Origin of the sequence: Amycolatopsis sp. NPDC004625 (genome assembly GCF_040609695.1) — a bacterium.
In the GTDB taxonomy this organism is placed as follows: Bacteria; Actinomycetota; Actinomycetes; order Mycobacteriales; family Pseudonocardiaceae; genus Amycolatopsis.
The window spans coordinates 1-22704 of record NZ_JBEXKX010000081.1 but is presented as its reverse complement, the minus strand read 5'-3'; the positions used below and the strand labels follow the sequence as shown (position 1 = coordinate 22704).

General features: G+C 69.6%; 18 protein-coding genes. 7 read left to right on the top strand and 11 right to left on the bottom strand.

The genetic code is table 11. The annotated features are described in order from the left end of the window. Window positions 1–8 precede the first annotated feature (8 nt). Window positions 9–158, top strand: coding sequence for a hypothetical protein (locus ABZW17_RS44180; protein WP_354828186.1), 150 nt, complete (start codon window positions 9–11; stop codon window positions 156–158). 4 nt (window positions 159–162) lie between these two features. On the opposite strand, the gene ABZW17_RS44175 is transcribed toward ABZW17_RS44180, so the two are convergent. After that, window positions 163–1200: a C45 family peptidase gene (locus ABZW17_RS44175; protein WP_354828183.1), complete on the bottom strand. Its 1038-nt coding sequence runs from the start codon at window positions 1198–1200 to the stop codon at window positions 163–165. Window positions 1201–1238: 38 nt separating this feature from the next. Further along, entirely contained in the window at window positions 1239–3743 is a 2505-nt protein-coding gene (locus ABZW17_RS44170) for a DUF3516 domain-containing protein (protein ID WP_354828180.1), read from the bottom strand. A 151-nt stretch (window positions 3744–3894) separates the two neighbouring features. Here ABZW17_RS44170 and ABZW17_RS44165 point away from each other — a divergent pair, with 151 nt between their 5' ends. Beyond that, complete coding sequence (locus tag ABZW17_RS44165; protein WP_354828178.1) at window positions 3895–5151, top strand: primosomal protein; 1257 nt, start codon at window positions 3895–3897, stop codon at window positions 5149–5151. Between the two features lie 467 nt (window positions 5152–5618). Here ABZW17_RS44165 and ABZW17_RS44160 read toward each other — a convergent pair whose 3' ends face one another. Both ABZW17_RS44160 and ABZW17_RS44155 read right to left on the bottom strand, forming a co-directional pair. Continuing rightward, on the bottom strand, window positions 5619–6818 hold the full coding sequence (locus ABZW17_RS44160; protein ID WP_354828207.1) for an MFS transporter: 1200 nt from the start codon (window positions 6816–6818) through the stop codon (window positions 5619–5621). Window positions 6819–6919: 101 nt separating this feature from the next. Continuing rightward, entirely contained in the window at window positions 6920–8014 is a 1095-nt protein-coding gene (locus ABZW17_RS44155; protein WP_354828175.1) for an adenosine deaminase, read from the bottom strand. Between the two features lie 213 nt (window positions 8015–8227). On the opposite strand from ABZW17_RS44155, the gene ABZW17_RS44150 reads away from it, so the two are divergent. Continuing rightward, window positions 8228–9349: a PA containing protein gene (locus ABZW17_RS44150; protein ID WP_354828172.1), complete on the top strand. Its 1122-nt coding sequence runs from the start codon at window positions 8228–8230 to the stop codon at window positions 9347–9349. A gap of 177 nt (window positions 9350–9526) precedes the next feature. Here ABZW17_RS44150 and ABZW17_RS44145 read toward each other — a convergent pair whose 3' ends face one another. The 7 genes from ABZW17_RS44145 to ABZW17_RS44115 all read right to left on the bottom strand — a co-directional run bounded on the left by ABZW17_RS44145 (window position 9527) and on the right by ABZW17_RS44115 (window position 18682). Further along, window positions 9527–10810, bottom strand: coding sequence for a thymidine phosphorylase (locus ABZW17_RS44145; protein WP_354828170.1), 1284 nt, complete (start codon window positions 10808–10810; stop codon window positions 9527–9529). Next, on the bottom strand, window positions 10807–11196 hold the full coding sequence (locus tag ABZW17_RS44140; protein WP_354828168.1) for a cytidine deaminase: 390 nt from the start codon (window positions 11194–11196) through the stop codon (window positions 10807–10809). Before ABZW17_RS44140 ends, ABZW17_RS44145 begins: the two co-directional genes overlap by 4 nt. Further along, a complete protein-coding gene (locus ABZW17_RS44135; protein WP_354828204.1) occupies window positions 11196–12428 on the bottom strand; it encodes an ABC transporter permease in 1233 nt (410 codons plus the stop codon). Before ABZW17_RS44135 ends, ABZW17_RS44140 begins: the two co-directional genes overlap by 1 nt. Window positions 12429–12460: 32 nt before the next feature. Next, window positions 12461–13552, bottom strand: a complete 1092-nt coding sequence (locus ABZW17_RS44130) for an ABC transporter permease (RefSeq protein WP_354828165.1) — start codon at window positions 13550–13552, stop codon at window positions 12461–12463. Continuing rightward, window positions 13549–15120: an ABC transporter ATP-binding protein gene (locus tag ABZW17_RS44125; protein WP_354828163.1), complete on the bottom strand. Its 1572-nt coding sequence runs from the start codon at window positions 15118–15120 to the stop codon at window positions 13549–13551. The genes ABZW17_RS44130 and ABZW17_RS44125 overlap by 4 nt, the downstream gene beginning before the upstream one ends. A gap of 78 nt (window positions 15121–15198) precedes the next feature. Next, window positions 15199–16341 carry a BMP family ABC transporter substrate-binding protein gene (locus ABZW17_RS44120; RefSeq protein WP_354828160.1) on the bottom strand — a complete coding sequence of 381 codons (1143 nt, stop codon included), beginning with the start codon at window positions 16339–16341 and terminating at the stop codon, window positions 15199–15201. 367 nt (window positions 16342–16708) lie between these two features. Further along, window positions 16709–18682 (bottom strand): NPCBM/NEW2 domain-containing protein, encoded by a 1974-nt coding sequence (locus ABZW17_RS44115; protein ID WP_354828202.1) that lies wholly within the window; start codon window positions 18680–18682, stop codon window positions 16709–16711. Between the two features lie 412 nt (window positions 18683–19094). Here ABZW17_RS44115 and sdhC point away from each other — a divergent pair, with 412 nt between their 5' ends. From sdhC to ABZW17_RS44095, 4 genes are read left to right on the top strand one after another with little or no spacing between them, the layout of a single operon-like run. Beyond that, window positions 19095–19538, top strand: coding sequence for a succinate dehydrogenase, cytochrome b556 subunit (gene sdhC, locus ABZW17_RS44110; protein WP_354828157.1), 444 nt, complete (start codon window positions 19095–19097; stop codon window positions 19536–19538). 1 nt (window position 19539) lies between these two features. Then, window positions 19540–19953, top strand: coding sequence for a succinate dehydrogenase hydrophobic membrane anchor subunit (locus ABZW17_RS44105; RefSeq protein ID WP_354828154.1), 414 nt, complete (start codon window positions 19540–19542; stop codon window positions 19951–19953). Between the two features lie 18 nt (window positions 19954–19971). After that, window positions 19972–21726 (top strand): succinate dehydrogenase flavoprotein subunit, encoded by a 1755-nt coding sequence (gene sdhA / locus ABZW17_RS44100; protein WP_354828151.1) that lies wholly within the window; start codon window positions 19972–19974, stop codon window positions 21724–21726. After that, a complete protein-coding gene (locus ABZW17_RS44095) occupies window positions 21726–22502 on the top strand; it encodes a succinate dehydrogenase iron-sulfur subunit (RefSeq protein ID WP_354828149.1) in 777 nt (258 codons plus the stop codon). The genes sdhA and ABZW17_RS44095 overlap by 1 nt, the downstream gene beginning before the upstream one ends. Window positions 22503–22704 lie beyond the last annotated feature (202 nt).

Below are 22704 nucleotides of genomic sequence, written 5' to 3'. Positions count from 1 at the left end.
TCGAGGCGGTGAGCACGCTGGTCCGCGACATCGGCGCGCGGCCGGTGCGCGCCGGTGGCCTTTCCGAGGCGGCGTTGCTGGAGGCTACGGCGGCGTTCGCGATCAGGTTGTGGTTCGCCGGGGAAGACGCGCAGGCGATCCTCGCGCCGCTGGGATGAGTCTTCAGCGCACCGCGTCGACGTTGCCCGACGCCAGATCAGCCGCCAAGGCGCACAGCGGCTCCCCTCCCCGCGGCACCACCGTCACCATCCCCGACGCCAGATCCGCCACCACCGTGCTCAACGTCAGCAGCTCGTCCCCGCCCTCCGCGTTCCGGTACACCCCACCCGTCAACGCCGACACCAGCCACTTCGCGTCCGGGGACGACGGTGCCAGGTGCGCGCACACCTCCGCCCGGGCCAAGCTCTCCTCCGAAGGCGAATCCAACGAAGGCGAGAGCCGCCGGAAGTGGTTGGTGTGCCACGCATATCCGCTGTCCACAGTGGTCACCGCCGTTTCGTGGCCCGCCTTCTCGACCACCGTCACCCCCGGCGATCCGACCTGGCCCATCGTGTACGCGAACCCGCCCGCCGACCCGTGGGCGCGCAGCACCGACACCGCCGCCGTCAGGGAAGCAGCCCGTTGGGCCGCGCGCGCCACGAAGTGCCGGCCCGCGCAGGGCGACGGCGTCACCACGTTGACGCTGTCGATCCCCCACACCAGGCCGTTCGTCGTCAGCGTGAACGTGTTCGCCGGCAGGAACCCCGGGTACCACCAGACGCACACCCCCGGCTCGCCGTCGATCAGCAGCGTCAGCAGCCGGCCGATTCCGTCGAACACCGGGGCGCCGTCCTCGTTGTGGCCGAGCAACGACGGCGCCCACGCCAGGTCCGTGCAGCCCGTTCCGTCGCCCGCGCCGAGGTCGCCGCGCAGGTTGGCGAGCAGGAGGTCGTCGAACGGCACGTCCGCGCCCGCCGCCAGCGCCGTCAGCTCGGCGTACGCCTCCGGGTGCTCCACCTGCGACGCCGATTCGATCGCCCGGAACAGCAGCGGCGACCGCCGGGCGCGTGCGGTGACCGGCCACGACGGCAGTCCCGCCAGGACGGTCCGGATGTCGGCCGCCGCATACGCGCCCAGTGCGCGGAAAGCGGCTTCGCGGGGGCCGCTGACGATCGTCCAGCGCACGTCGCCGATCCGGTGCTCCCGCACTGTCGCCACCATGCGCTCACGATGACTGACCAGTCAGGAAATCGCAACAATCAGTGCGCGCCGACGCCCGTCACGCGCACGACCGCCGTCCCGGCCTCGTCCGACGCGGCCAAATCGACCTCGGCGCTGATGCCCCAGTCGTGGTCGCCGGCCGGGTCGTCGAAGATCTGCCGCACCTTCCAGACGTCCGGCAGCTGCTCGATCAGCAGCAACGCCGGCCCGCGCGCGTCCGGGCCGGTGCCGAGCTCGTCGTACTCCTCGAAGTAGTCCTCGATGGCTCCCTGCCACGCCTCGGCGTCCCAGCCCGACTCCGCGTCCAGCTCGCCGAGCGGGAACCACGCCCGGCGCCCGAACAGCTCGACCCGGCGGAACAGCTCGTTGCGGACCAGGACGCGGAACGCGCGCTCGTTGCGCGTGACCGCCGGCGGCTCGGACGGCGGCCGCGTCGACACCGGGCCCTCCTCGGTCGGGTGGCGCAGCGCCTCCCACTCGTCCAGCAGGCTGGAGTCGACTTGGCGGACCAGCTCGCCGAGCCACTCGATGAGGTCCTGCAGTGGCTCGGTCTTCGCCTCGTCCGGCACCGTGTGGCGCAGCGCGTCGTAGACGTCGGCGAGGTACCGCAGCACCAGCCCTTCCGACCGCGCGAGCTGGTAGAAGCCGACGTACTCGACGAAGTTCATCGCGCGCTCGTACATGTCGCGCACCACGGACTTCGGCGACAGCTCGTAGTCGGCGACCCACGGGTGCCCCTGCCGGTAGCTGTGGAACGCGCCCTGCAGCAGCTCTTCCAGCGGCTTCGGGTACGTGACGTTCTCGAGCAGCTCCATCCGCTCGTCGTACTCGATGCCCTCGGCCTTCATCGCGTTGACGGCCTCGCCGCGCGCCTTGAACTGCTGCTGCGACAGCACCGGCCGCGGGTTGTCCACAGTGGATTCCACAGTGGACACGACGTCGAGCGCGTAGCTCGGCGACTCGAGTTCGAACAGCTCGATGGCCGCCAGCGCGAACGGCGAAAGGGGCTGGTTGAGCGCGAAATCGAACTGCAGGTCGACGGTGAGCCGGATGATCCGGCCCTGCTCGTCCGGTTCGGACAGTCGTTCGACGACGCCGGCGGCGAGCAGCGCGCGGTAGATCGCGATGGCGCGCAGGATCAGCTTGCGCTGCGACGCGCGGTCCTCGTGGTTGTCCTCCAGGAGGTGCCGCATCGAGTCGAACGCGTTGCCCGGCCGCGAAATCACGTTCAGCAGCATCGAGTGCGTCACCTTGAAGCTGGACGTCAGCGGCTCGGGGTCGGCCGCGATGAGCCGGTCGAACGTGCTCTCGGTCCAGTTGACGAACCCCTCGGGCGCCTTCTTCCGGACGATCTTCTTTTTCTTCTTCGGGTCGTCGCCCGCCTTCTCCAGCGCCTTCGCGTTCTCGACGACGTGGTCGGGCGCCTGCACGACGACGTAGCCGTCGGTGTCGTAGCCCGCGCGCCCGGCCCGGCCGGCGATCTGGTGGAACTCGCGCGCCTTGAGGTGGCGCTGGCGGACGCCGTCGTACTTGGTCAGGGCGGAGAACACGACCGTCCGGATCGGCACGTTGATGCCGACGCCGAGGGTGTCGGTCCCGCAGATCACCTTGAGCAGCCCGGACTGGGCCAAGGTCTCGACCAATCGGCGGTACTTGGGCAGCATGCCGGCGTGGTGGACGCCGATGCCGTGGCGGACCAGCCGCGACAGCGTCTTGCCGAAGCCGGCGGAGAACCGGAAGTCGCCGATCAGCTCGGCGATGGCCTCCTTTTCGGCCTTCGTCGTGACGTTGATGCTCATCAGCGTCTGCGCCCGCTCGATGGCCGCGGCCTGCGAGAAGTGCACGACGTAGACCGGCGCCTGGCCGCCGTTGAGCAGCTCGGACATGGTTTCGTGCAGCGGCGTCAGCGCGTACCGGAAGGTCAGCGGCACCGGGCGCTGCGCCGACGTGACCACCGCCGTCGGCCGTCCGGTGCGCCGGGCGAGGTCCTTCTCGAAGAAGGACACGTCGCCCAGGGTCGCCGACATCAGGACGAACTGGGCGTTCGGCAGCTCCAGCAGCGGCACCTGCCACGCCCAGCCGCGGTCGGGCTCGGAGTAGAAGTGGAACTCGTCGGCCACGACCTGCCCGACCGGGGCGTCCGCTCCGAACCGCAACGCGATGTTCGCCAGGATTTCAGCCGTGCAGCAGATGATCGGGGCATCCGGGTTGACGCTGGAGTCGCCGGTCATCATCCCGACGTTGTCCGCGCCGAAAATGTCGATGAGCTGGAAGAACTTCTCCGAGACCAGGGCTTTGATGGGCGCGGTGTAGTAGCTGCGGCGGCCCTGGGCGAGCGCGGTGAAGTGCGCGCCGACGGCGACGAGGCTCTTCCCGGACCCGGTTGGCGTCGACAGGATGACGTTCGCCCCGGAGACGACCTCGATCACCGCCTCCTCCTGCGCCGGGTACAGCTCGAGGCCCCGTTCGGCCGTCCAGGTCGAGAAGGCTTCGAAGAGCGCGTCGGGGTCGGGATCCGCGGGCAGGAGGTCGGTGAGAGTCATCAGGCCCCCATCGTCTCATCCGCTCAGCGCAAAGTCGGCAGGGGCGATCGCATCGCGGGTGCGAAACCCGTAGGCTTCGCGGTACCGCGCACGGCCTGGAGCATACTTCCGGTCTCGCGCGCACACGGGCGGTAATCCGGAGGGCTTAGGAATGGCACAGGACATCATCCCGATCGAACTCGGGCTGCCGCAGGGCGACGTCGTCACCCTGTGGGCGCCGCGCTGGCGGGAAGACGGCGAGGAGTGGGAAGCGTTCCTCGGCGACGAGGACGACCTGTACGCCTTCCCCGACGCCGCTCACCTGGCCGCTTTCGTCCGCACGTCCGAGCGGCACGACCTGCTCGACCACCCGGCGTGGGACGCGGTGCCGTCGCTGAACGTGCCGGAGCTGATCCCGGACGAGGACCACACGTACGACCTCGTCGGCGTGCCGGAGCTGGTCGCCGAGGAGCCGGACGTCTGGCACATCGCGGAGCTGGCGGAGATCGTCGGCATCGTGCGGTCGCTCGCCGACGTGTGCGACCTCGAAGAGGTCCACGAGATCCTGGACTCGACCGAGGGCTTCTCGCTGCTCGACCAGGGCACGCTCCCGTTCACCGGGAGCGTCGGGGTGCAGGTGTGGAACGACCTGTCCGAGACGGTGTCGCAGAAGTGGGACACCGTGCTCGACGCGATCGACGGCCTGGTGACCCAGCCGGAGGTCGACGAGAAGGTGCTGGAGCAGACGGCCGAGGAGCTGGCGGCGTTCCACGAGGAGTCCGCGGAAGCCGAGGCCGGCGCCGAGGGCGAAGAGGACCTCGAAGCTCTGGACGTTTCCTCTTCGGACGACGACGAAGAGGACGAGGGCCCGGTCGGCTTCTGGGCCGAGGTCGGCATCGACCCGATCAAGATCATCACGTCCGGCGCGGAGTACTACACGCTGCGCTGCTACCTCGAGGACACCCCGGTGTTCCTGGGCAGCGAAGGCGAGATCGACGTGTTCACGTCGTCGGGCGCGCTCGCCCGCGCCCTGGCGGACGGCAAGGACCTGGCGGACACCGACCTCGCGGACGTGTCCACGTGGGACGAGGTCCTGGCGAAGGCGACGGCGGGCGAGCTCGAGATCGAGGTCGACCCGGAGAACACGTACGTGCTGACGGGCCTGGACGCGGACATCGCGGAGGGCCCGGAGGCGCTCGACCCGACCCAGCTGGAGCTGGCGGTCGAGCTGATCACGGACGCGGCGGACTGGGCGGGCGACGACTCGGCGGAGACGGCCCTGGCATCGAACGAAAGCCTGGGCTGGCTGGTGTCGTTCGTGCTGCGGCCGGACCCGACGCGGCTCGAGCCGTCGGCGCCGTTCGACGCGGAGCAGAGCGCTTGGCGCAAGCTGGTGGAGACGTTCGAGAACCGGCTCACGGTGGCTTGATTTTCGCTGTTCGAAGGCCGCCTCCCTCGTGGGGGCGGCCTTCGCCGTGTCCGGGGTGCGTGGACCGGCCCGCTGAGCGTCGGGAGCTGAAGGCTCCACAGGCGGGCCGAGTTGTGGACAACCGGCCGGACGCGATCCCTCGGCGGCCGTTTTCCGTCGGGGGCGGCCGATACGCTGGAGACGGGGGGCGCCCCCGCGGGCCTGGGCTGTTTTCTCCCTCCCGCAGGAAGTCGCGCTCGGCTCCAGTCCCGTCGGCTCGCGTACCCGGACGGTCGGCTCGCGTGCCTGAACGGTCGGCCCACGTGCCTGGACGGTCGGCTCGCGTGCCTGAACGGTCGGCCCACGTGCCTGGAGCGTCGGCTCGCGTGCCTGAACGGTCGGCTCGCGTGCGTGGACCGTCGGCTCGCGTGCCTGGAGCGTCGGCTCGCGTGACCCAGCGGGCATCACGCGTGGCTGACGGCACGGGGTCAGGGGTGCTCCGCTCGGGTCGGGACCACCAGCACCGCCAGGGCCGGGAACACCGCCGCCACGCAGAAGGCCAGGGCGTACCGGCTGTCGCCGATCACCAGGCCCAGCAGCGGCGGGGTCAGGGAGGCCGCCACGTTCTGGGCCGTGTTCTGCGTTCCCATCGCGCGGCCCGACCACGCCAGGCCCGCCAGCTCCGCCGAGGCCGTGAAGCCGAGGCCGTTGTCGGCGACCGTGATGATCCCGGCCGAGGCCAAAGCCAGCAGCACCAGCCACGGCCAGGAAGCGTCCCCCAGCGCCACCAGCAGCATGACCAGGCAGCTCAGCACGGCCAAGACCCGCATCGGGCGCAGGCGGCTGCCCACCCGGTCCGACCACCAGCCCGACCCGAGCCGGCCGCACGCGCCCAGCACCTGGACCACCGCCAGGTACCAGCCCGCCGCCAGCGGGCTCCAGTGCTGGACCGCCACCAGGTACACCGGCGCGAACGCCGACACCGCGAACTGCGGCACCACCAGCAGCGCGCTCGCCCCGTGCACCCGCCACAGCGCCGCGTGCCGGTACGGCGAAGGCGGCCTCTCCCCGGCGACCAGCGGCGGCCGCGGCGGGTCCGTCACCAGCCACGCCACCAGCAGCGCCACGACGATCGCCAGCCCGGCCGGCAGCAGGATCGCCGTCCGGAAGCCGAAGTGCGCCGCCAGCGGGGGCAACCCCAGCGCCGCGACGCCCACGCCCAGCGGCTGGGCCGTCTGGCGGATCCCCATCGCCACGCCCCGCTCGGACTTCGCGAACCAGCCCATCACGACGCGACCGCTCGCCGCGTTCACCGAGGCCGTACAGGCGCCCGCCGCCAAAAACACCCCAAAGAGGAGCTCGACCGGGTGATTTCCTACCCCGGCGTACACCAGGAGTAACCCTGAGACGCCCAGGCCGAGGGCCATGATGAGACGCTCTCCGTAACGGTCCGCAGCCGCGCCCCACACGATCAGGGTGAACAGCAGGCCGATGCTCGGGGCCGCCACGACCGTGCCCGCCTCGGCCAGCGTCAGCCCCTCGGCCGCGCGCATGGCCGGGACCAGGAACGGGATGCCGTACAGGAACGAGCAGCTCGCGGTCTGCGCGGCGAGGCCGAGCGCGAGGATGAGCCACCGGCGCCGACTCGACGAAAGCTGCTCACCGACACCGCTCGCGACCTGCGCCATCGTCCTCACCGTCTCATTATTTGAGAATCACTTCCTATATAGTGAACGATAGTTGGCATGGCTAAGGACCGCAAGCACGTTGCGGTCCGAAGCGGGGAAGGTCAGGCGAGCGCGGCGTACCCGGGCTTGATGACGTCGTCGATCAGCGCGAGCCGGGCGTCGAAATCGATGAACGCGGATTTCATCGCGTTGATCGTGAACCAGCGGAAGTCGTCGATACCATAGCCGAACGTCTCGTGCAGCGCGGCGAATTCGCTGGTCATCGTGCATCCGCTCATCAGCCGGTTGTCCGTGTTCACGGTCACCCGGAAGCGCAGCCGCTTGAGCAGGGCGAGCGGGTGCTCGGCGATCGAGCGGACCGTGCCTGTTTGGACGTTCGACGTCGGGCAGATCTCCAGCGGGATGCGGCGGTCGCGGACGTACGCGGCCAACCGTCCAAGGTGGACCGTGCCGTCCGCGTCGGTCTTGATGTCCTCCGCGATGCGCACGCCGTGCCCGAGCCGCTCGGCGCCGCAGTGCTGAATCGCTTCCCAAATGGACGGCAAACCGAAGGCTTCGCCGGCGTGAATGGTGAAATGCGCATTGTTCTGGCGCAAATACTCGAACGCGTCGAGATTGCGGGTCGGCGGGAATCCGTCCTCGGGACCGGCGATGTCGAACCCCACGACGCCGACGTCGCGGTAGCGGACGGCCAGGTTCGCGATCTCGAGGGCACGGGCGTGCTGGCGCATCGCGCAGAGCAACGTCCCGACGCGGATGCTGCCGCCGTTCGCGGCCACCCGCCGGGTGCCCTCCGTGAACCCCGCCTGGACAGCCTCGACCACCGCATCGAGTGACAATCCGCGTTCGACGAACAACTCCGGTGCGTAGCGCACCTCGGCGTAGACGACGCCGTCGGCGGCCAGGTCCTCGACCGCCTCCGCGGCGACCCTGACCAGCGCTTCCTCCGTTTGCATCACTCCGCACGTGTGCGCGAAGGTCTCGAGGTAGGAAACGAGTGAGCCGGAGTCGGCCGCTCGGCGGAACCAGGTGCCCAGCTCGGCCGGGTCGGTGGTGGGCAGACCGGCGTAACCGGTCTCGTCGGCGAGCTCGGCGACGGTGGCCGGGCGCAGGCCGCCGTCGAGGTGGTCGTGCAGCAGCACCTTGGGCGCGCGGCGGAGTGTCTCGATGGGCAGAACAGGGCTTTCGTCAGGCATCCCCCAACGGTAACCTCGTTGTCATTCCCCTACATGGCCGTAAGTCTCAGGCTCGGGCTAACCCTCAGCGTCGAGGATCAGGTCCCGAATCGGCCATCCGGGGGCAGCCTCCGCAATAGCCTCTTCACGGGGGCCATACAGACAGCAATTTTTGCAATCGATAAGCTTCGTGGCACGTCCCTCCATTTCCCCGCCGACGAAGGACACACAGCAGTGACCACTGACAACCACATTGCCGCCCCGTCCTTCGACCGGATGCGCAACATGCTGGTGCGCGCGGCCGAAGTGCGTGAGAGCGAGCAGCAGCAGATCTTCGACGCGCTCGACGACATCTACGCCCGCCTCGCGCCGGTGGACTCGCTGGGCGCGGTCCGCAAGCGGCTGTCCGAGATGCCCGACCGCACCGAGGTCAGCGTCCTGGCCGAGCGCCTCGACGAGACGATGTCCCGCCTCGAGGCCCAGGACAACGCGATCGCCGCGCTGACCCGCGCCGTCGAGAGCATCGTCGACAAGCTCGCCAAGCCCTTCGCGCAGCTCGACGGCCGGCTCGACGGCGTCGCCGCCCGCTTCGAGGGCGTCGCCGGCCGGATGGACGGGCTCGAGGACAAGCTCCAGAACATCCACCGCCGGCTCGACGAGCTCGGCGGCCACCTCGACAAGCAGGACGCGAAGCTCGAGTCGCTGCCGCAGTCGGTGCACGGCCCGGTCCGCGAGCGGATCGAGCAGGCCGAGTCGACGCTGCGCGAGCGCGTCGACGCGACGGACCACGAGCTGCGCGGCAAGGTCGACGAGCTCAGCCGGGTCACGCAGGAGCGGGTCGGCGAGCTGGGCCGCACGACGCACGAGCGGATCGACGCCAACACCGAGGCGCTCAAGGTCGCGCTGACCGAGACCGGCGAGATGATCGACGCGTCCGACCGGCTGGAGAACCTGGGCAACCGGCTCGAAACGGTCACCACCCGCCTGGACGACCTGGCCTCCCGCCTCGACAAGGTGGAGGACGGCTTCCTGTCGGGCATCGGCGACCTCGACGGCGCGCTCAAGGCGGGGCTGTCGAAGGTCGAGGGCACGCTGTCCAAGCAGCCGGACACCGACTCGGTGGACACGCTGGTCCGCAAGAGCAACGACGAGAGCGTCCGCCGCATCGGCGGCCAGCTCGACGAGGCGATGGCGACGTTCGCGGAGCTGATGCTCGGCGGCGGCCCGGCCGTGCAGCAGATCGCCCCGCCCCCGCCGGCCCCGCGCCAGCCGCGCCGCAGCTCCCGCAACGGCCGCGCGCCCAAGCCGGCCGACGCGAAGGCCAAGCCCGAGGGCGCCGAAGAGGCCACGGAGTAGGGCTCACGCGTGAGAAAGGCCCCCGCCGGATCCCGGCGGGGGCCTTTTCGTGCTCGGGGTGGGCGCCGCCCCCCCGTCTTCCAGCTTACCGAGCACCACCGACAGTTCCGGGCGGCTCGGGTCTGGTCACCCCGGGAAGCAAGTCACTCGGACGGGTGATCATCTTCGCGACGATCGTCACATCTCGGCGCGGATCGTCTCCACGACGATCGGGCCCGGCTCGGGTGCGGAGGCGGCGATCGAGAACCCGCCTTCGAGCGCCGCCAAGGCTGCCGGGACCGCGTCGGGCGTGTCCGTGTGCAGTTCCAGCAGGGGCTCGCCCTCGGAGACCGTGTCGCCCGGCTTCGCCAGGCACAGGATGCCTGCCGCGGCCTGGACCGGGTCCTCCTTGCGGGCCCGGCCCGCGCCCAGCCGCCACGCCGCGACGCCCACCGCGTACGCGTCCAGGGAAGCCAGCACGCCCGACGAAGGCGCGACGACCGTGTGGACGTGCGCAGGCGTCGGCAGCGGCGCCGAGGGGTCGCCACCCTGGGCCGAGATCATCCGGCACCACACCTCGTACGCCTCACCCGACGCCAGCACCGCCGCCGGGTCCACGTCGAGGCCCGCGAGGGCCAGCATCTCCCGGGCCAGAGCTACCGTCAGCGCGACCACGTCCGCAGGCCCACCGCCCCGGAGCACGTCGACCGACTCCGCGACCTCCACCGCGTTCCCGACCGCCCGCCCGAGCGGGACGTTCATGTCGGTCAGCAAGGCCGTCGTCGGGACGCCGTGGTCGGCGCCGATCGACGTCAACGCGGCCGCCAGCGAGCGGGCTTGGTCAAGCGACTTCATGAACGCGCCCGACCCGAACTTCACGTCCAGGACGAGCCCGGACGCGCCTTCCGCGATCTTCTTGCTCATGATCGAGCTGGCGATCAGCGGGATCGACTCCACTGTGGACGTCACGTCCCGCAGCGCGTACAGCTTCTTGTCCGCCGGCGCCAGCCCGGACGTCGCCGCGCAGACCACCGCGCCGACGTCCTCCAACTGGGCCAAGATCTCCGACGTGGACAGGGAAGCCCGCCAGCCCGGGATCGACTCCAGCTTGTCGAGCGTCCCGCCGGTGTGGCCGAGCCCGCGCCCGGACAGCTGCGGCACCGCCGCGCCGCACGCCGCCACCAGCGGCGCCAGCGGCAGCGTGATCTTGTCGCCGACCCCGCCCGTCGAGTGCTTGTCCACCGTCGGCCGGGAGACGTCCAATGACAGCCGCTCACCAGAAGCGATCATCGCGTGCGTCCACCGCGAGATCTCCGCCGAGGTCATCCCCCGCAGGAAGATCGCCATGGCCAGCGCCGACATCTGCTCTTCGGCCACGTCACCACGGGTGTAGGCGTCGACGACCCAGTCGATCTGCTCGTCGGAAAGCGCGCCACCGTCCCGTTTCGTCCGGATGACGTCGACCGCCGCGAACGCGCTCACGGGAGGTCGTCCGGGCCGAAGGCGTCCGGCAGGACGTCGGACATCGGCAGGATCCCGCTCGGCGTGTCCACCAAACAAGCCGCGCCGCCCAGCTCGAACAGGATCTGCCGGCAGCGCCCGCACGGCATCAGCAGGTCACCGGCACCGGAACGGCAGGCGACGGCGACCAGACGACCCCCGCCGGACAGCCGCAGCTGCCCGGCCATCGTGCACTCGGCGCACAGCCCGAGCCCGTAGGAGGCGTTCTCGACGTTGCACCCGGTCACGACCCGGCCGTCGTCGACGATCCCGGCGACCCCGACGTGCAGCCCCGAATAAGGCGCGTACGCATGGGAAGCCGCTTCGATCGCCTGGGAACGCAGTGCATCCCAGTCTACTGTGGACATCAGTCTTCCCCTCGCCGGTACGGCTGCCCGTCGGCCTTCGGCGGCCGCAGCCGTTGCGAGGCGACCGCCAGCACGATCAGCGTCACGAAGTGCGCGGTGTACGGGATCAGGTCCGACGGCAGCGTGTCGTTGGCCCAGTAGATCGCGTACAGCACCCCGGCGCCCACGACGCCGAGCCCGGCCGCGATCCACTGCCGCCGGAACAGCTGCACGACGACGATCACGGCGACCAGGATCACCGCGCCGTACAGCAGGGCGAGCACCGCTTCCCCGCCGCCGGCCAGCTGCAGGCCGTCCGCGTAGCCGAACAGCGCCGCGCCGCCGAGCAGGCCGCCCGGCCGCCAGTTGCCGAAGATCATCGCCGCGAGGCCGATGTACCCGCGGCCGTTCGTCTGGTTCTCCAGGTAGTCCGCGCCGCCGCGCAGCAGCACCAGCGAGGCGCCACCCATGCCGGCGAAGGCGCCGGAGATGATCACGGCGACGTACTTGTGCAGGTAGACGTTGACGCCGAGCGACTCGGCCGCCACCGGGTTCTCGCCGCACGAGCGCAGCCGCAGGCCGAACCGCGTCCGCCAGAGGATCCAGAAGCTCACCGGCACCAGGATGATCGCGATCATCGTCAGCGGCGCCACCTCGGTGACCAGGCCGCGCAGGATGCCGGCGACGTCGGAGATGCCGACGCGCTGCTCCTTCTCCAGGTCACCGAGCCAGTCCGAGAGGCCGCTCGCCGAGTAGGTGTCGAACTTCGGCACCACCGGCGACTGCCGCGGGTTGCCGGAGATCGGCGCGAAGATCAGGTTCGCCAGGTACTTCGTGACACCCAGGCCGAGCAGGTTGATCGCGACACCGGAGACGATGTGGTTGACGTTGAACGTCACCGTCGCCACCGCGTGCAGCAGGCCGCCCAGCGCGCCGAACACGATCGCGGAGATCAGCCCGGCCCACACGCCGCCGTTGTACGAACCCCAGGCGGCGCCCCAGGTCCCGAGGATCATCATGCCCTCGAGCCCGATGTTGACCACGCCCGCGCGCTCGGCCCAGAGGCCACCCAGCGCGCAGAGCAGGATCGGCAGCGCCAGGCGCAACGCCGTCGACGCGGTGTTCGACGACGTCAGCGCGGCGACGCCGGTGGAGTAGGACGCCGTCGAGACGACGGCGATGGCGACCACGGCCCAGATGACCCCGCGCAGCCAGCCGGGGATCCGGCCCCGGCGCTGACGCTGCACCGGCATGGTCGAGCCGGATTCGGGAGCGACGTCGGTGATCACACCGCACCCCCTTCGGCGACCGTGGAACCCTTGCGGCCGGCGAGTGCGCGGCCCACCCTGCGTTGTTCGGCCGCGAGGTCGGCGCGCCGCACGATCTCGTACGCCACGACGACCGACAGCACGATGATGCCCTGCATGATCGTCGCGATCTCCTTGGACACGTTGATCTGCTCCAGCGACACCGCGGAGGTGTCGAGGAACGCCCACAGCAGCGCGCCGAGCGCGATGCCGCCGGGGTGGTTGCGGCCGAGCAGCGCGACCGCGATGCCGGTGAAGCCGTACATCTGGGTCGCGGTGATGCCGTAGCTGTAGTCGCGGCCGAGCAGTTCCGGCATCGCGACCAGGCCGGCGACGCCACCGGAGAGCAGCATCGCGATCAGCGTCATCTTCTTCGCGCTGACCCCGCCCGCGGCGGCCGCGGTGGTGGACTCGCCGGACGCCTTGAGCTCGAAGCCGAACCGGGTGCGGTTGAGCATGAACCAGTAGGCGCCGCCGATGAGCGCGGCGATGACGACGAACCCGAACAGCGTGCCCGAGCCGAGCGGGATGCCCGGGATCCGGCCGGACGGCTCGATCACGCGGGTGCCGATGTTGTTGCCCCGCTGCACGCCGAACTGGTCGGCGTTGATGAGGAAGGCGATGATGCCGGCGACGATCGCGTTGAGCATGATCGTCGAGATGACCTCGCTGACCCCGCGGGTCACCTTGAGGATCGCCGGGACCGCCGCGTAGGCCATGCCCGCCACGACCGCGACCACCAGGATCGCGATGACGTGGATGACCGGCGGCAGCTTCATCGCGCCGCCGGCGATGGCGGCGACGACGGCGGCGAAGCGGTACTGACCTTCGACACCGATGTTGAACAGGTTCATCTGGAAGCCGATGGCCACCGCGAGCCCGGACAGGTAGTAGACGGTCGCCAGGTTCACCGTGTCGACCGCGGTCGAGCCCTTGAACATCTGGCCGATCATCGTGCCGTACGCCTGCAGCGGGTCGGCCCCGGAGATGATCAGCGCGATCGCCGACAGCAGCACGGCGAAGACGATCGCCAGCAGCGGTGGCAGCAGTTTCGTGCGCCAGGACGTCATTCTTCGTCACCCTCCCCCGCGCCGGTCATCGCGGAGCCCAGTTCCTGCGGGGTCACGGTGGCGGGGTCGGCCTCGCTGACGAGGCGCCCGCGCAGCATGACCCGGATCGTGTCGGACAGGCCGATCAGCTCGTCGAGGTCGGCGGAGATCAGCAGCACCGCGAGCCCGGCGGCGCGGGCCTGGCGGATCTGCTCCCAGATCAGCGCCTGCGCGCCGACGTCGACCCCGCGGGTCGGGTGCGAAGCCACCAGCAGCACCGGGTTGCCGGACAGCTCGCGCCCGACGATCAGCTTCTGCTGGTTGCCGCCCGAAAGCGCCGCGGCCGGGACGTCGATGCCCGGCGTCCGGACGTCGTAGTCGCGGACGATCCGCTCGGTGTCGGCGCGGGCGCCGGCGATGTCGAGCAGCTGTCCCTTGGAGACCGGTTCGCGGGTCTGGTAGCCGAGGATCCGGTTGACCCACAACGGTTGCGTGAGCAGCAGGCTGTGCCGCGTGCGGTCCTCGGCGATGTAGCCGATGCCGGCCTCGCGCCGCGCCAGCGTGCCCGCCTTGGTGATGTCCCTCGAACGCCCGTCGGCGTCGACCAGCTCGATCGTGCCGCCGGTCGGCTTGCGCATGCCCATGATCGTCTCGACGAGCTCGGTCTGGCCGTTGCCTTCGACGCCGGCGACGCCGAGCACCTCGCCCGCGTGCACGGTGAAGGAGACGTCGTCGAGCGCGTTGCGGTCCGAGCCCTCGGCGCCCAGCGTCAGCCCGGACAGGCGCAGCACGGCGCGGTCGGTGACGGTGGACTCGCGGGTCTCCGGGCTGGGCAGCTCCGAGCCGACCATCATCTCCGCGAGCTGGCGGGAGGTGATGGTCTTCGGGTCGGCGGTGCCGACGGTGGTGCCGCGCCGGATCACCGTGACGGTGTCGGCGATCGCGCGGACCTCGTCGAGCTTGTGCGAGATGAAGAGGAACGTGTAGCCGCCGTCCTTCATCTCCCGCACGGTCTCGAAGAGCGCGTCGACCTCCTGCGGGACCAGCACCGCGGTGGGCTCGTCCAGGATGATGATCTTCGCCCCGCGGTAGAGCACCTTGACGATCTCGACGCGCTGGCGGTCGGCGACGCCGAGTTCCTCCAGCAGCGTCTCCGGCTTGGCGTGCAGGCCGGTCCGCTCGGCGAGCTCGGCCAGCCGCGCGCGGGCGGCCCGGCCGATGCCGTGCAGGCCCTCGGCGCCGAGGAAGACGTTCTCGCCGACGGTGAGGTTGTCGGCGAGCATGAAGTGCTGGTGCACCATGCCGATGCCGGCGCGGATGGCGTCCTGCGGGTTGCGCAGCCGCACCTCTTCGCCGTTGATCGCGATGGTGCCCTCGTCCGGCGGCTGCATGCCGTACAGGATCTTCATCAGGGTGGACTTGCCGGCGCCGTTCTCGCCACAGATGGCGTGCACCTCGCCGGCGGTGACGGTGAGGTTGACGTCGGAGTTGGCCACCACGCCGGGAAAGCGCTTGGTGATCCCGGTCAGCTGGACGGCGGGGGCGCCCCGGTCGGGGACGGCCTCGGCCGGGGCCTCGGCTGTGCTCATGGGCAGGAGAATTCCATATCTCGTTAAACGCGTGAGGGGCCCGGAGGAGAGATCCTCCGAGCCCCGACGCGTTGTGAGCTACTTCTGCGGCTTGTCCGAAACGGTGATCGCGCCCGAGATGATCTGGGCCTTGTACCCGTCGAGGACGTCCTTGATGTCGTCGACCTTGCCGCCGGAGGTGGCGTAGCCGACGCCGTCGACCTTGAGGTCGAACCGCTTCGGCAGGACGGTCAGGTCACCCTTGGCGACGGCCTGGATGTAGTCGAACACCGCGACGTCGACGCGCTTGAGCATGGACGTGATGATGACGTCCTTGTCGGCCGCGACGGTCTTCTGGTTGTACTGGTCGGAGTCGACGCCGATGGCCAGCGCGTTCCCGGCCTTCGCGGCGTCGAAGACGCCCTTACCCGAGGCGCCCGCGGCGTGGTAGATGACGTCCGCGCCCTTGGCGATCTCGGCCGCGGCCTTCGCGTTGCCCTTCGGCGGGTCCTGGAACCCGGAGAAGTCACCGGCCGGGGTCAGGTACTCGTCCTCGATCTTGATCTTGGACGAAACCGTCTTCGCGCCCTGCAGGAAGCCGGCCTCGAACTTCTGGATCAGCGGGGTGTTGACACCGCCGACGAAGCCGACGTGGCAGCTCTTGCTCTTGTACGCGGCGGCGACGCCGGCCAGGAACGAGCCCTGCTCCTCGGCGAAGACCAGCGGCGTGACGTTCGGCAGCGTGATCGAGTCGTCGTCGACGATCGCGAACTTGGTGTTCGGGTACTTGGCGGCGACGGCCTTGACCGAGTCCGCGTAGGCGAAGCCGACCGCGACGATCGGGTTCAGGCCCTGCGAAGCCATCTGCTCGAGGCGCTGCTGCTTGGCCGACTCGGCCTCGCTGGCGGAGGCGGTGCTCTCGTTCACCGTCGTCACGCCGAGGTCGGACTTCGCCTTGTCGGTGCCCGCGGCGGCGGCGTCGTTGAAGGACGCGTCACCTCGGCCGCCGACGTCGAAGGCCAGGCCGATCTTCAGCTTGCTGCCGTCGACCTTCTCGCCGGCCGCGGCCGAGCTGCTGGCGGCGGCGGGCGCCGCGGGCGGCTTCTGCGCGGTGACGCAGTCGGAACCGCCCGTCGAGGCCGCGGTGTTGTTCGAGCTGCTACCACCGCCGGAATCCTTGGCGCACCCGGCCAGGGTGAGCACCCCGGCCATGGCCGCGGCGGCCAGCGCGGTTCCACGCATGCGACGCAACGTGTGTCTCCCTCCCCGCTGATCCAGCGGATGGTCAAGGGCACGGCCCGGCCCTACTGCCGGGTCGACCGCCAGACCGTACCCGGCGGACAGGAATGCGCCATAGGAAAGGCACGCTACGTAACACAAACGTTTACTCACGAGTCGCGCGCGCGACCGGATGTACACCCAACGTGATCATCAGGCGGGCCGAAGCCGACTTTTGGCGGGTCGTTCCGCTTCGGGACGGCGAAAATGCCGTTTCGTGTCACTCAGTGTGCCGGACTGACCGAAGGGTGGGCGGCCCCGGTCACTCTGTGAGATGACGGCTCGTGAGTGGAAAGGCGGGTTAGAACCCGCCTTTCCACTCACGAGCCGGTCAGGCGCAGGTGAGGTGGGCGGCGGCCCAGTCACTGCGGTCGTAGGAGTTCCCGTCGCCGCCGTCGGTGACGACCAGCCGCAGGTACTGCGCCCCGTGCAGGTCCGCCGCCAGCGGCAGCGCCGGGTCCTCCCAGGTGCGCACGCCGGTGGCCACCGTCCGGACGCCGTCCGCGTAGACCTCGAACGTCGCCGAGCCCTGCTTGTTCGTCGCCTCGCGCTCGTCGTCGACGCCGACGTCCGCGGTGAACGCCGTGCAGTGGCCGCCCAGGTAGAAGACGACTTCGCTCGGCGCGTGCGCCCCCAGGCCCTTCGGGTAGACGACGCCGTTGATGGTCAGCGGCTTGCCGTCGCCGGCCGGGATGCTGCCGTTGGACATGTCCCGCTCGACCGGGCCGTAGCCGTTCTTCTCCGCCGCCCAGCGCAGGTCGCTGGCCCACGCGGACGCCGTCGGCGGGGCCGTCGGCACGGTCAGCTGTTGTTCACCGGACCAGGTGACCGGCCCGAACCCGAGCGCGCGGTAGGTGACGCCGCCGCGCAGCACCGCCGTCGTGCCCTCGGTGCCGGCCGGCGGGGTCACCCGCCAGCGTCCGGCCGCGGTCTCTCCGGTCCCCAGCACCACAGCACGCGGCCGCGCCACCTGCTGCACCCGCCAGCCCGCGGGCGCGGTCAGCGTGACGCGCGGGTCGAACACGGGCACGCGGCCTTCGTCGGTCGCGGACACCGTCACCTCGAAGGGTTTCCCGGCGGGCGTGATCTCGCCCGGGACGCCCGGCACCGGCGCGGCGACCTCGATGCCGGTGCTCACCAGCGGCGCGTTGCGCCACCACGCGCCGCCCGCGTGCACCCGGTAGACGGCGGTGGCGTGCGGCGGGACGACCGCGGAGATCCGGCCCGCGGTCTGCAGGTCGCGGTGGGCCCAGAGGTCGCGCGCGGTGTACCCGGCGGCCGGCGGCAGCCCGGCGGCGGCGACGGTGGTGCCGATCGTCGCGCTCGACGTCGTCTCGTTGAACAACGCGACGGCGACGTCGCCGTCGGCGAGAGGTTTGGCGAACACCCAGTGTCCGTCCTGGTTGGACAGCACCCGGGCCTGGACGCCGCGGCGGTCCTGGTCGAGCGCGATGACCTCGGCGTTGCGCAGGACGTCGAAGTTCTCCGGCGACACCTTGCGCAGGTCGGCCCCGATGAGCAGCGGCGCGGCCATCATCGCCCACAGCGAGAAGTGCGAGCGGTACTCCTCGGTCGTCATGCCGCCGTTGCCCACTTCGAGCATGTCGGGATCGTTCCAGTGCCCCGGCCCGGCGAAGGGCGCCAGCGGCGCGTTCGACTTCAGGATCTGGACCATCTTCGCCCAGTTGTCCTTGATGTCGCCGGTGGTCCGCCAGAGGTGGCCGACGTCGGCACCCCACTCCCACGGCTTGTTCTCGCCCCACTCGCACAGCGAGTACACGATCGGGCGACCCGTCTTCTCCAGCGCGTCGCGCATCTTCGTGTAGCGCTCCAGCGCGGGGCGGCCCTGGTTGTTGCAGTTGTCGTACTTGAGGTAGTCGACCCCCCAGTCCGCGAACGTCTGCGCGTCGACGTCCTCGTGATCGAGCGCACCCGGCTGGGTCTTGGCGCAGGTCAGCGTGCCCGCGCTGGTGTAGATGCCGAACTTGAGGCCCTTCGCGTGGACGTAGTCCGCCAGCGCCTTCATGCCGCTCGGGAACCGGGCCTTGTTCGCCTGCATGCGCCCGTCGGCGTCGCGCGCCGGCTCGGCCCAGCAGTCGTCGACGTTGACGTACTCGTAACCGGCGGCCTTGAGTCCTTTGTCGACGAAGATGTCGGCGGTGTCGCGGATGATCCGCTCGTCCACGGCGCAGCCCGTGGTGTTCCAGTTGTTGAAGCCCATCGGCGGCGTCAGCGCCAGGCCGTCGGGCAGCGCCTGCGCGGGCGTGACCGACACCACGGGCAGCAGGGCCGCGACGGCGATCACCAGGCCGAGTCGTCGCACCAGAACGTCACCCCATCGTGAGAGATCCGATGTTTGCCCGAGCGACGCTAGGGACGACGTCCCAGTTGGTCAATGACACACGGAAACCACCAGCCTTTCGGCGTAGCGCATGAGATATCAGATCCCACAGAGGTCAGATGACCGGTGAACGGGACGAGGAAAGCGGCCGCACCGCCGAGTGCGCTGCACCACACCGCCGGGTGGCGGTGCGCGAGTGCCGGTGTCTGGTCCATCACAGAGGGGAACCCGGAGGTGAGCCGCATTCCGGGTGCGGGTCTAGCATCCGATTCATCCAGGCTCGATGACGTTGATCTCGGCACGGCCGCCGTTCCCGCGGCGGCAGCGGACCTCACGGCCACCGGGCGCACAGTCAGACGTTGGAGGCCGTTCACCGATGTCCACCACGGCGAGCACCGCCCCAGAGGCGGCGGCGAGCGATCGGGCGGGTGCCTCACGCCGGCAGGGGACCTTCTACCGGGGTGACCCGGGCATGTGGTCCTGGGTCCTGCACCGCATCACCGGCGTGCTCACATTCTTCTTCCTGTTCGTGCACGTGCTCGACACCGCGCTGGTGCGCGTGTCGCCGAACACCTACGACCAGGTCATCGAGACCTACAAGACGCCGATCGTGAACCTCCTGGAGGTCGGCCTGGTCGGCGCGGTGCTGTTCCACGCGCTCAACGGCATCCGCGTCATGCTGGTCGACTTCTGGTCGAAGGGCCCGAAGCTGCAGAAGGCGATGCTGTGGGTCATCGGCGTCGTCTGGGTCGTCGTGATGGTCCCCGGTGCCTTCTTCATGCTGAAGCGCACCGTCGAAACGCTCTTCGGGGGTAACTGACATGGCCGACCTCGCCCTCGCGAACCCGCGCGCGCCGAAGCGTCCCGCCGCCCGCCGGAGCAACTTCGAGCTCTACAGCTGGCTGTTCATGCGGATCTCCGGGCTGATCCTGGTCATCCTGGTGCTCGGCCACCTGCTGATCATGAACATCCTCGACGGCGGCGTGCACCGCATCAACTGGGGCTTCGTCGCCGGCCGCTGGGCCTCGCCGTTCTGGCAGTTCTGGGACCTCGCCATGCTGTGGCTCGCCGAGATCCACGGCGGCAACGGGCTGCGCACGATCATCGACGACTACGCCCGCAAGGACAGCACGCGGTTCTGGCTGAAGATCCTGCTCTACGTCTCGATGGTGCTGATCCTGGCCGTCGGCACGATGGTGATCTTCACGTTCGACCCGAACATGCCCGCGAACTGAGTCCGGAGACCTCCCACCATGCAGTTCCACAAGTACGACGTGGTGATCGTCGGCGCCGGCGGCGCCGGGATGCGCGCGGCCATCGAGTCCGGCCAGCGCGCCCGCACCGCGGTCCTCACCAAGCTCTACCCGACCCGGTCCCACACCGGCGCGGCCCAGGGCGGCATGTGCGCCGCGCTGGCGAACGTCGAAGAGGACAACTGGGAGTGGCACACCTTCGACACGATCAAGGGCGGCGACTACCTGGTCGACCAGGACGCCGCCGAGATCATGGCGAAGGAGGCCATCGACGCGGTCCTCGACCTCGAGAAGATGGGCCTGCCGTTCAACCGCACGCCCGAGGGCAAGATCGACCAGCGCCGCTTCGGCGGTCACACGCGTGACCACGGCAAGGCCGCGGTGCGCCGCGCCTGCTACGCCGCGGACCGCACCGGCCACATGATCCTGCAGACGCTGTACCAAAACTGCGTCAAGTACGGCACGGAGTTCTTCAACGAGTTCTACGTGCTCGACCTGGTGACCAGTCCGGACGAGAACGGCAACCCGGTCGCCTCCGGCGTCGTCGCCTACGAGCTGGCCACCGGCGAGCTGCACGTCTTCCAGGCGAAGTCGATCGTGATGGCCACCGGCGGCGCGGGCAAGATCTTCAAGACGACGTCGAACGCGCACACCCTCACCGGTGACGGCCTCGGCATCATCTTCCGCAAGGGCCTCCCGCTGGAGGACATGGAGTTCTTCCAGTTCCACCCGACCGGCCTCGCGGGCCTGGGCATCCTCATCTCGGAGGCCGTCCGCGGCGAGGGCGGGATCCTGCGCAACGCGTCCGGCGAGCGGTTCATGGAGCGCTACGCCCCCACCATCAAGGACCTCGCCCCGCGTGACATCGTGGCGCGCTCGATGGTGCAGGAAGTGCTGCAGGGCCGGGGGTGTGGGCCGAACAAGGACTACGTCGTCCTGGACGTCACGCACATCCCCGAGGAGACGCTGAACGCGAAGCTCCCGGACATCATGGAGTTCTCCCGGACCTACCTGGGCGTCGACCCGGTCAAGGAGCCGGTGCCCGTGTTCCCGACGTGCCACTACGTCATGGGCGGCATCCCGACCAACATCCACGGCGAAGCGCTGCGGGACAACGAGAACGTCATCCCGGGTCTCTACGCGGCGGGCGAGGTCGCGTGCGTGTCCGTGCACGGCTCGAACCGCCTGGGCACGAACTCGCTGCTGGACATCAACGTGTTCGGCCGCCGCGCCGGCATCGCCGCGGCGGAGTACGCGCTGGCGCACGAGCACGTCGAGCTGCCGGAGAACCCGACCACGCTGGTCGAGGAGCAGCTGGCGGGCCTGCTGTCGGAGCACGGTGACGAGCGCGTCGCCGACATCCGCAAGGAAATGCAGCAGACGATGGACTCCCACGCGTCGGTGTACCGGACCGAGGACACGCTGAAGCAGGCGCTGACCGACATCCAGGCGCTGAAGGAGCGGTACCAGCGGATCACGGTGTCGGACAAGGGCAAGCGCTACAACACGGATCTCCTGGAGGCCGTCGAGCTGGGCTTCCTCCTGGAGCTGGCCGAGGTCCTGGTCGTGGGCGCGATCGCCCGCAAGGAGTCCCGCGGCGGCCACGCCCGCGAGGACTACCCGACCCGCGACGACACGAACTTCATGCGGCACACCATGGCCTACAAGCAGGGCTCGGGTCTGTCGTCCGACATCCGGCTGGACTACAAGCCGGTCACCTTCACCCGCTACGAGCCGATGGAGCGGAAGTACTGATGACTAGCGTTGCCGAAGCTCCTGCTTCCTCTTCGTCTTCCGACTCGGACCACACGCCGATCACGGTCACGCTGAAGATCCTCCGGTTCAACCCGGAGGTGGACTCGGAGCCGCACTGGGAGTCCTACGACGTCCCGGCCCAGCGCACCGACCGCCTGCTGAACCTGCTGTTCTACGTGAAGGACTACATCGACGGAACGTTCTCGTTCCGCCGTTCGTGCGCCCACGGCGTGTGCGGCTCCGACGCGATGCAGATCAACGGCATCAACCGCCTGGCGTGCAAGGTCCTGATGAAGGACCTGCTGTCCTCCTCGGGCAAGCCGACGGTCATCACGATCGCCCCGATCAAGGGCCTGACGACGTTGAAGGACCTGTACGTCGACATGGACCCGTTCTTCGAGGCGTACCGCGCAATCAAGCCGTACCTGATCACGTACGGCAACGAGCCGACCCGCGAGCGCATCCAGTCCCAGGCGGACCGCGACCGCTTCGACGACACGACGAAGTGCATCCTGTGCGCATGCTGCACATCATCATGCCCGGTGTACTGGAACGACGGATCATACTTCGGCCCGGCGGCGATCGTGAACGCCCACCGCTTCATCTTCGACTCACGTGACGAAGGAGCGGAGGAGCGGTTGGACATCCTGAACGACGGCGAGGGTGTTTGGCGCTGCCGAACAACGTTCAACTGCACGGACGCCTGCCCACGCGGAATCCAGGTGACAAAGGCAATCCAGGAAGTCAAGCGCGCACTACTGTTCAAGCGCGTCTGAGAATTCCCAAAGGAAAAGCCCTCCGGCAAACACCGGAGGGCTTTTCTTTGCACGGCGAATACGCAACAGACGGCCGGCAGCGCAAGGCAACCAACGACGTCACCAGGCCTCCCCCGCCCCTCATCCCAGCTGTCCCTTCAGGCGGCGGTCGGGTTTGTCAAGGCATCTTTCCCGCCTTGACAAACCCGGGCGGCGGCTGAAA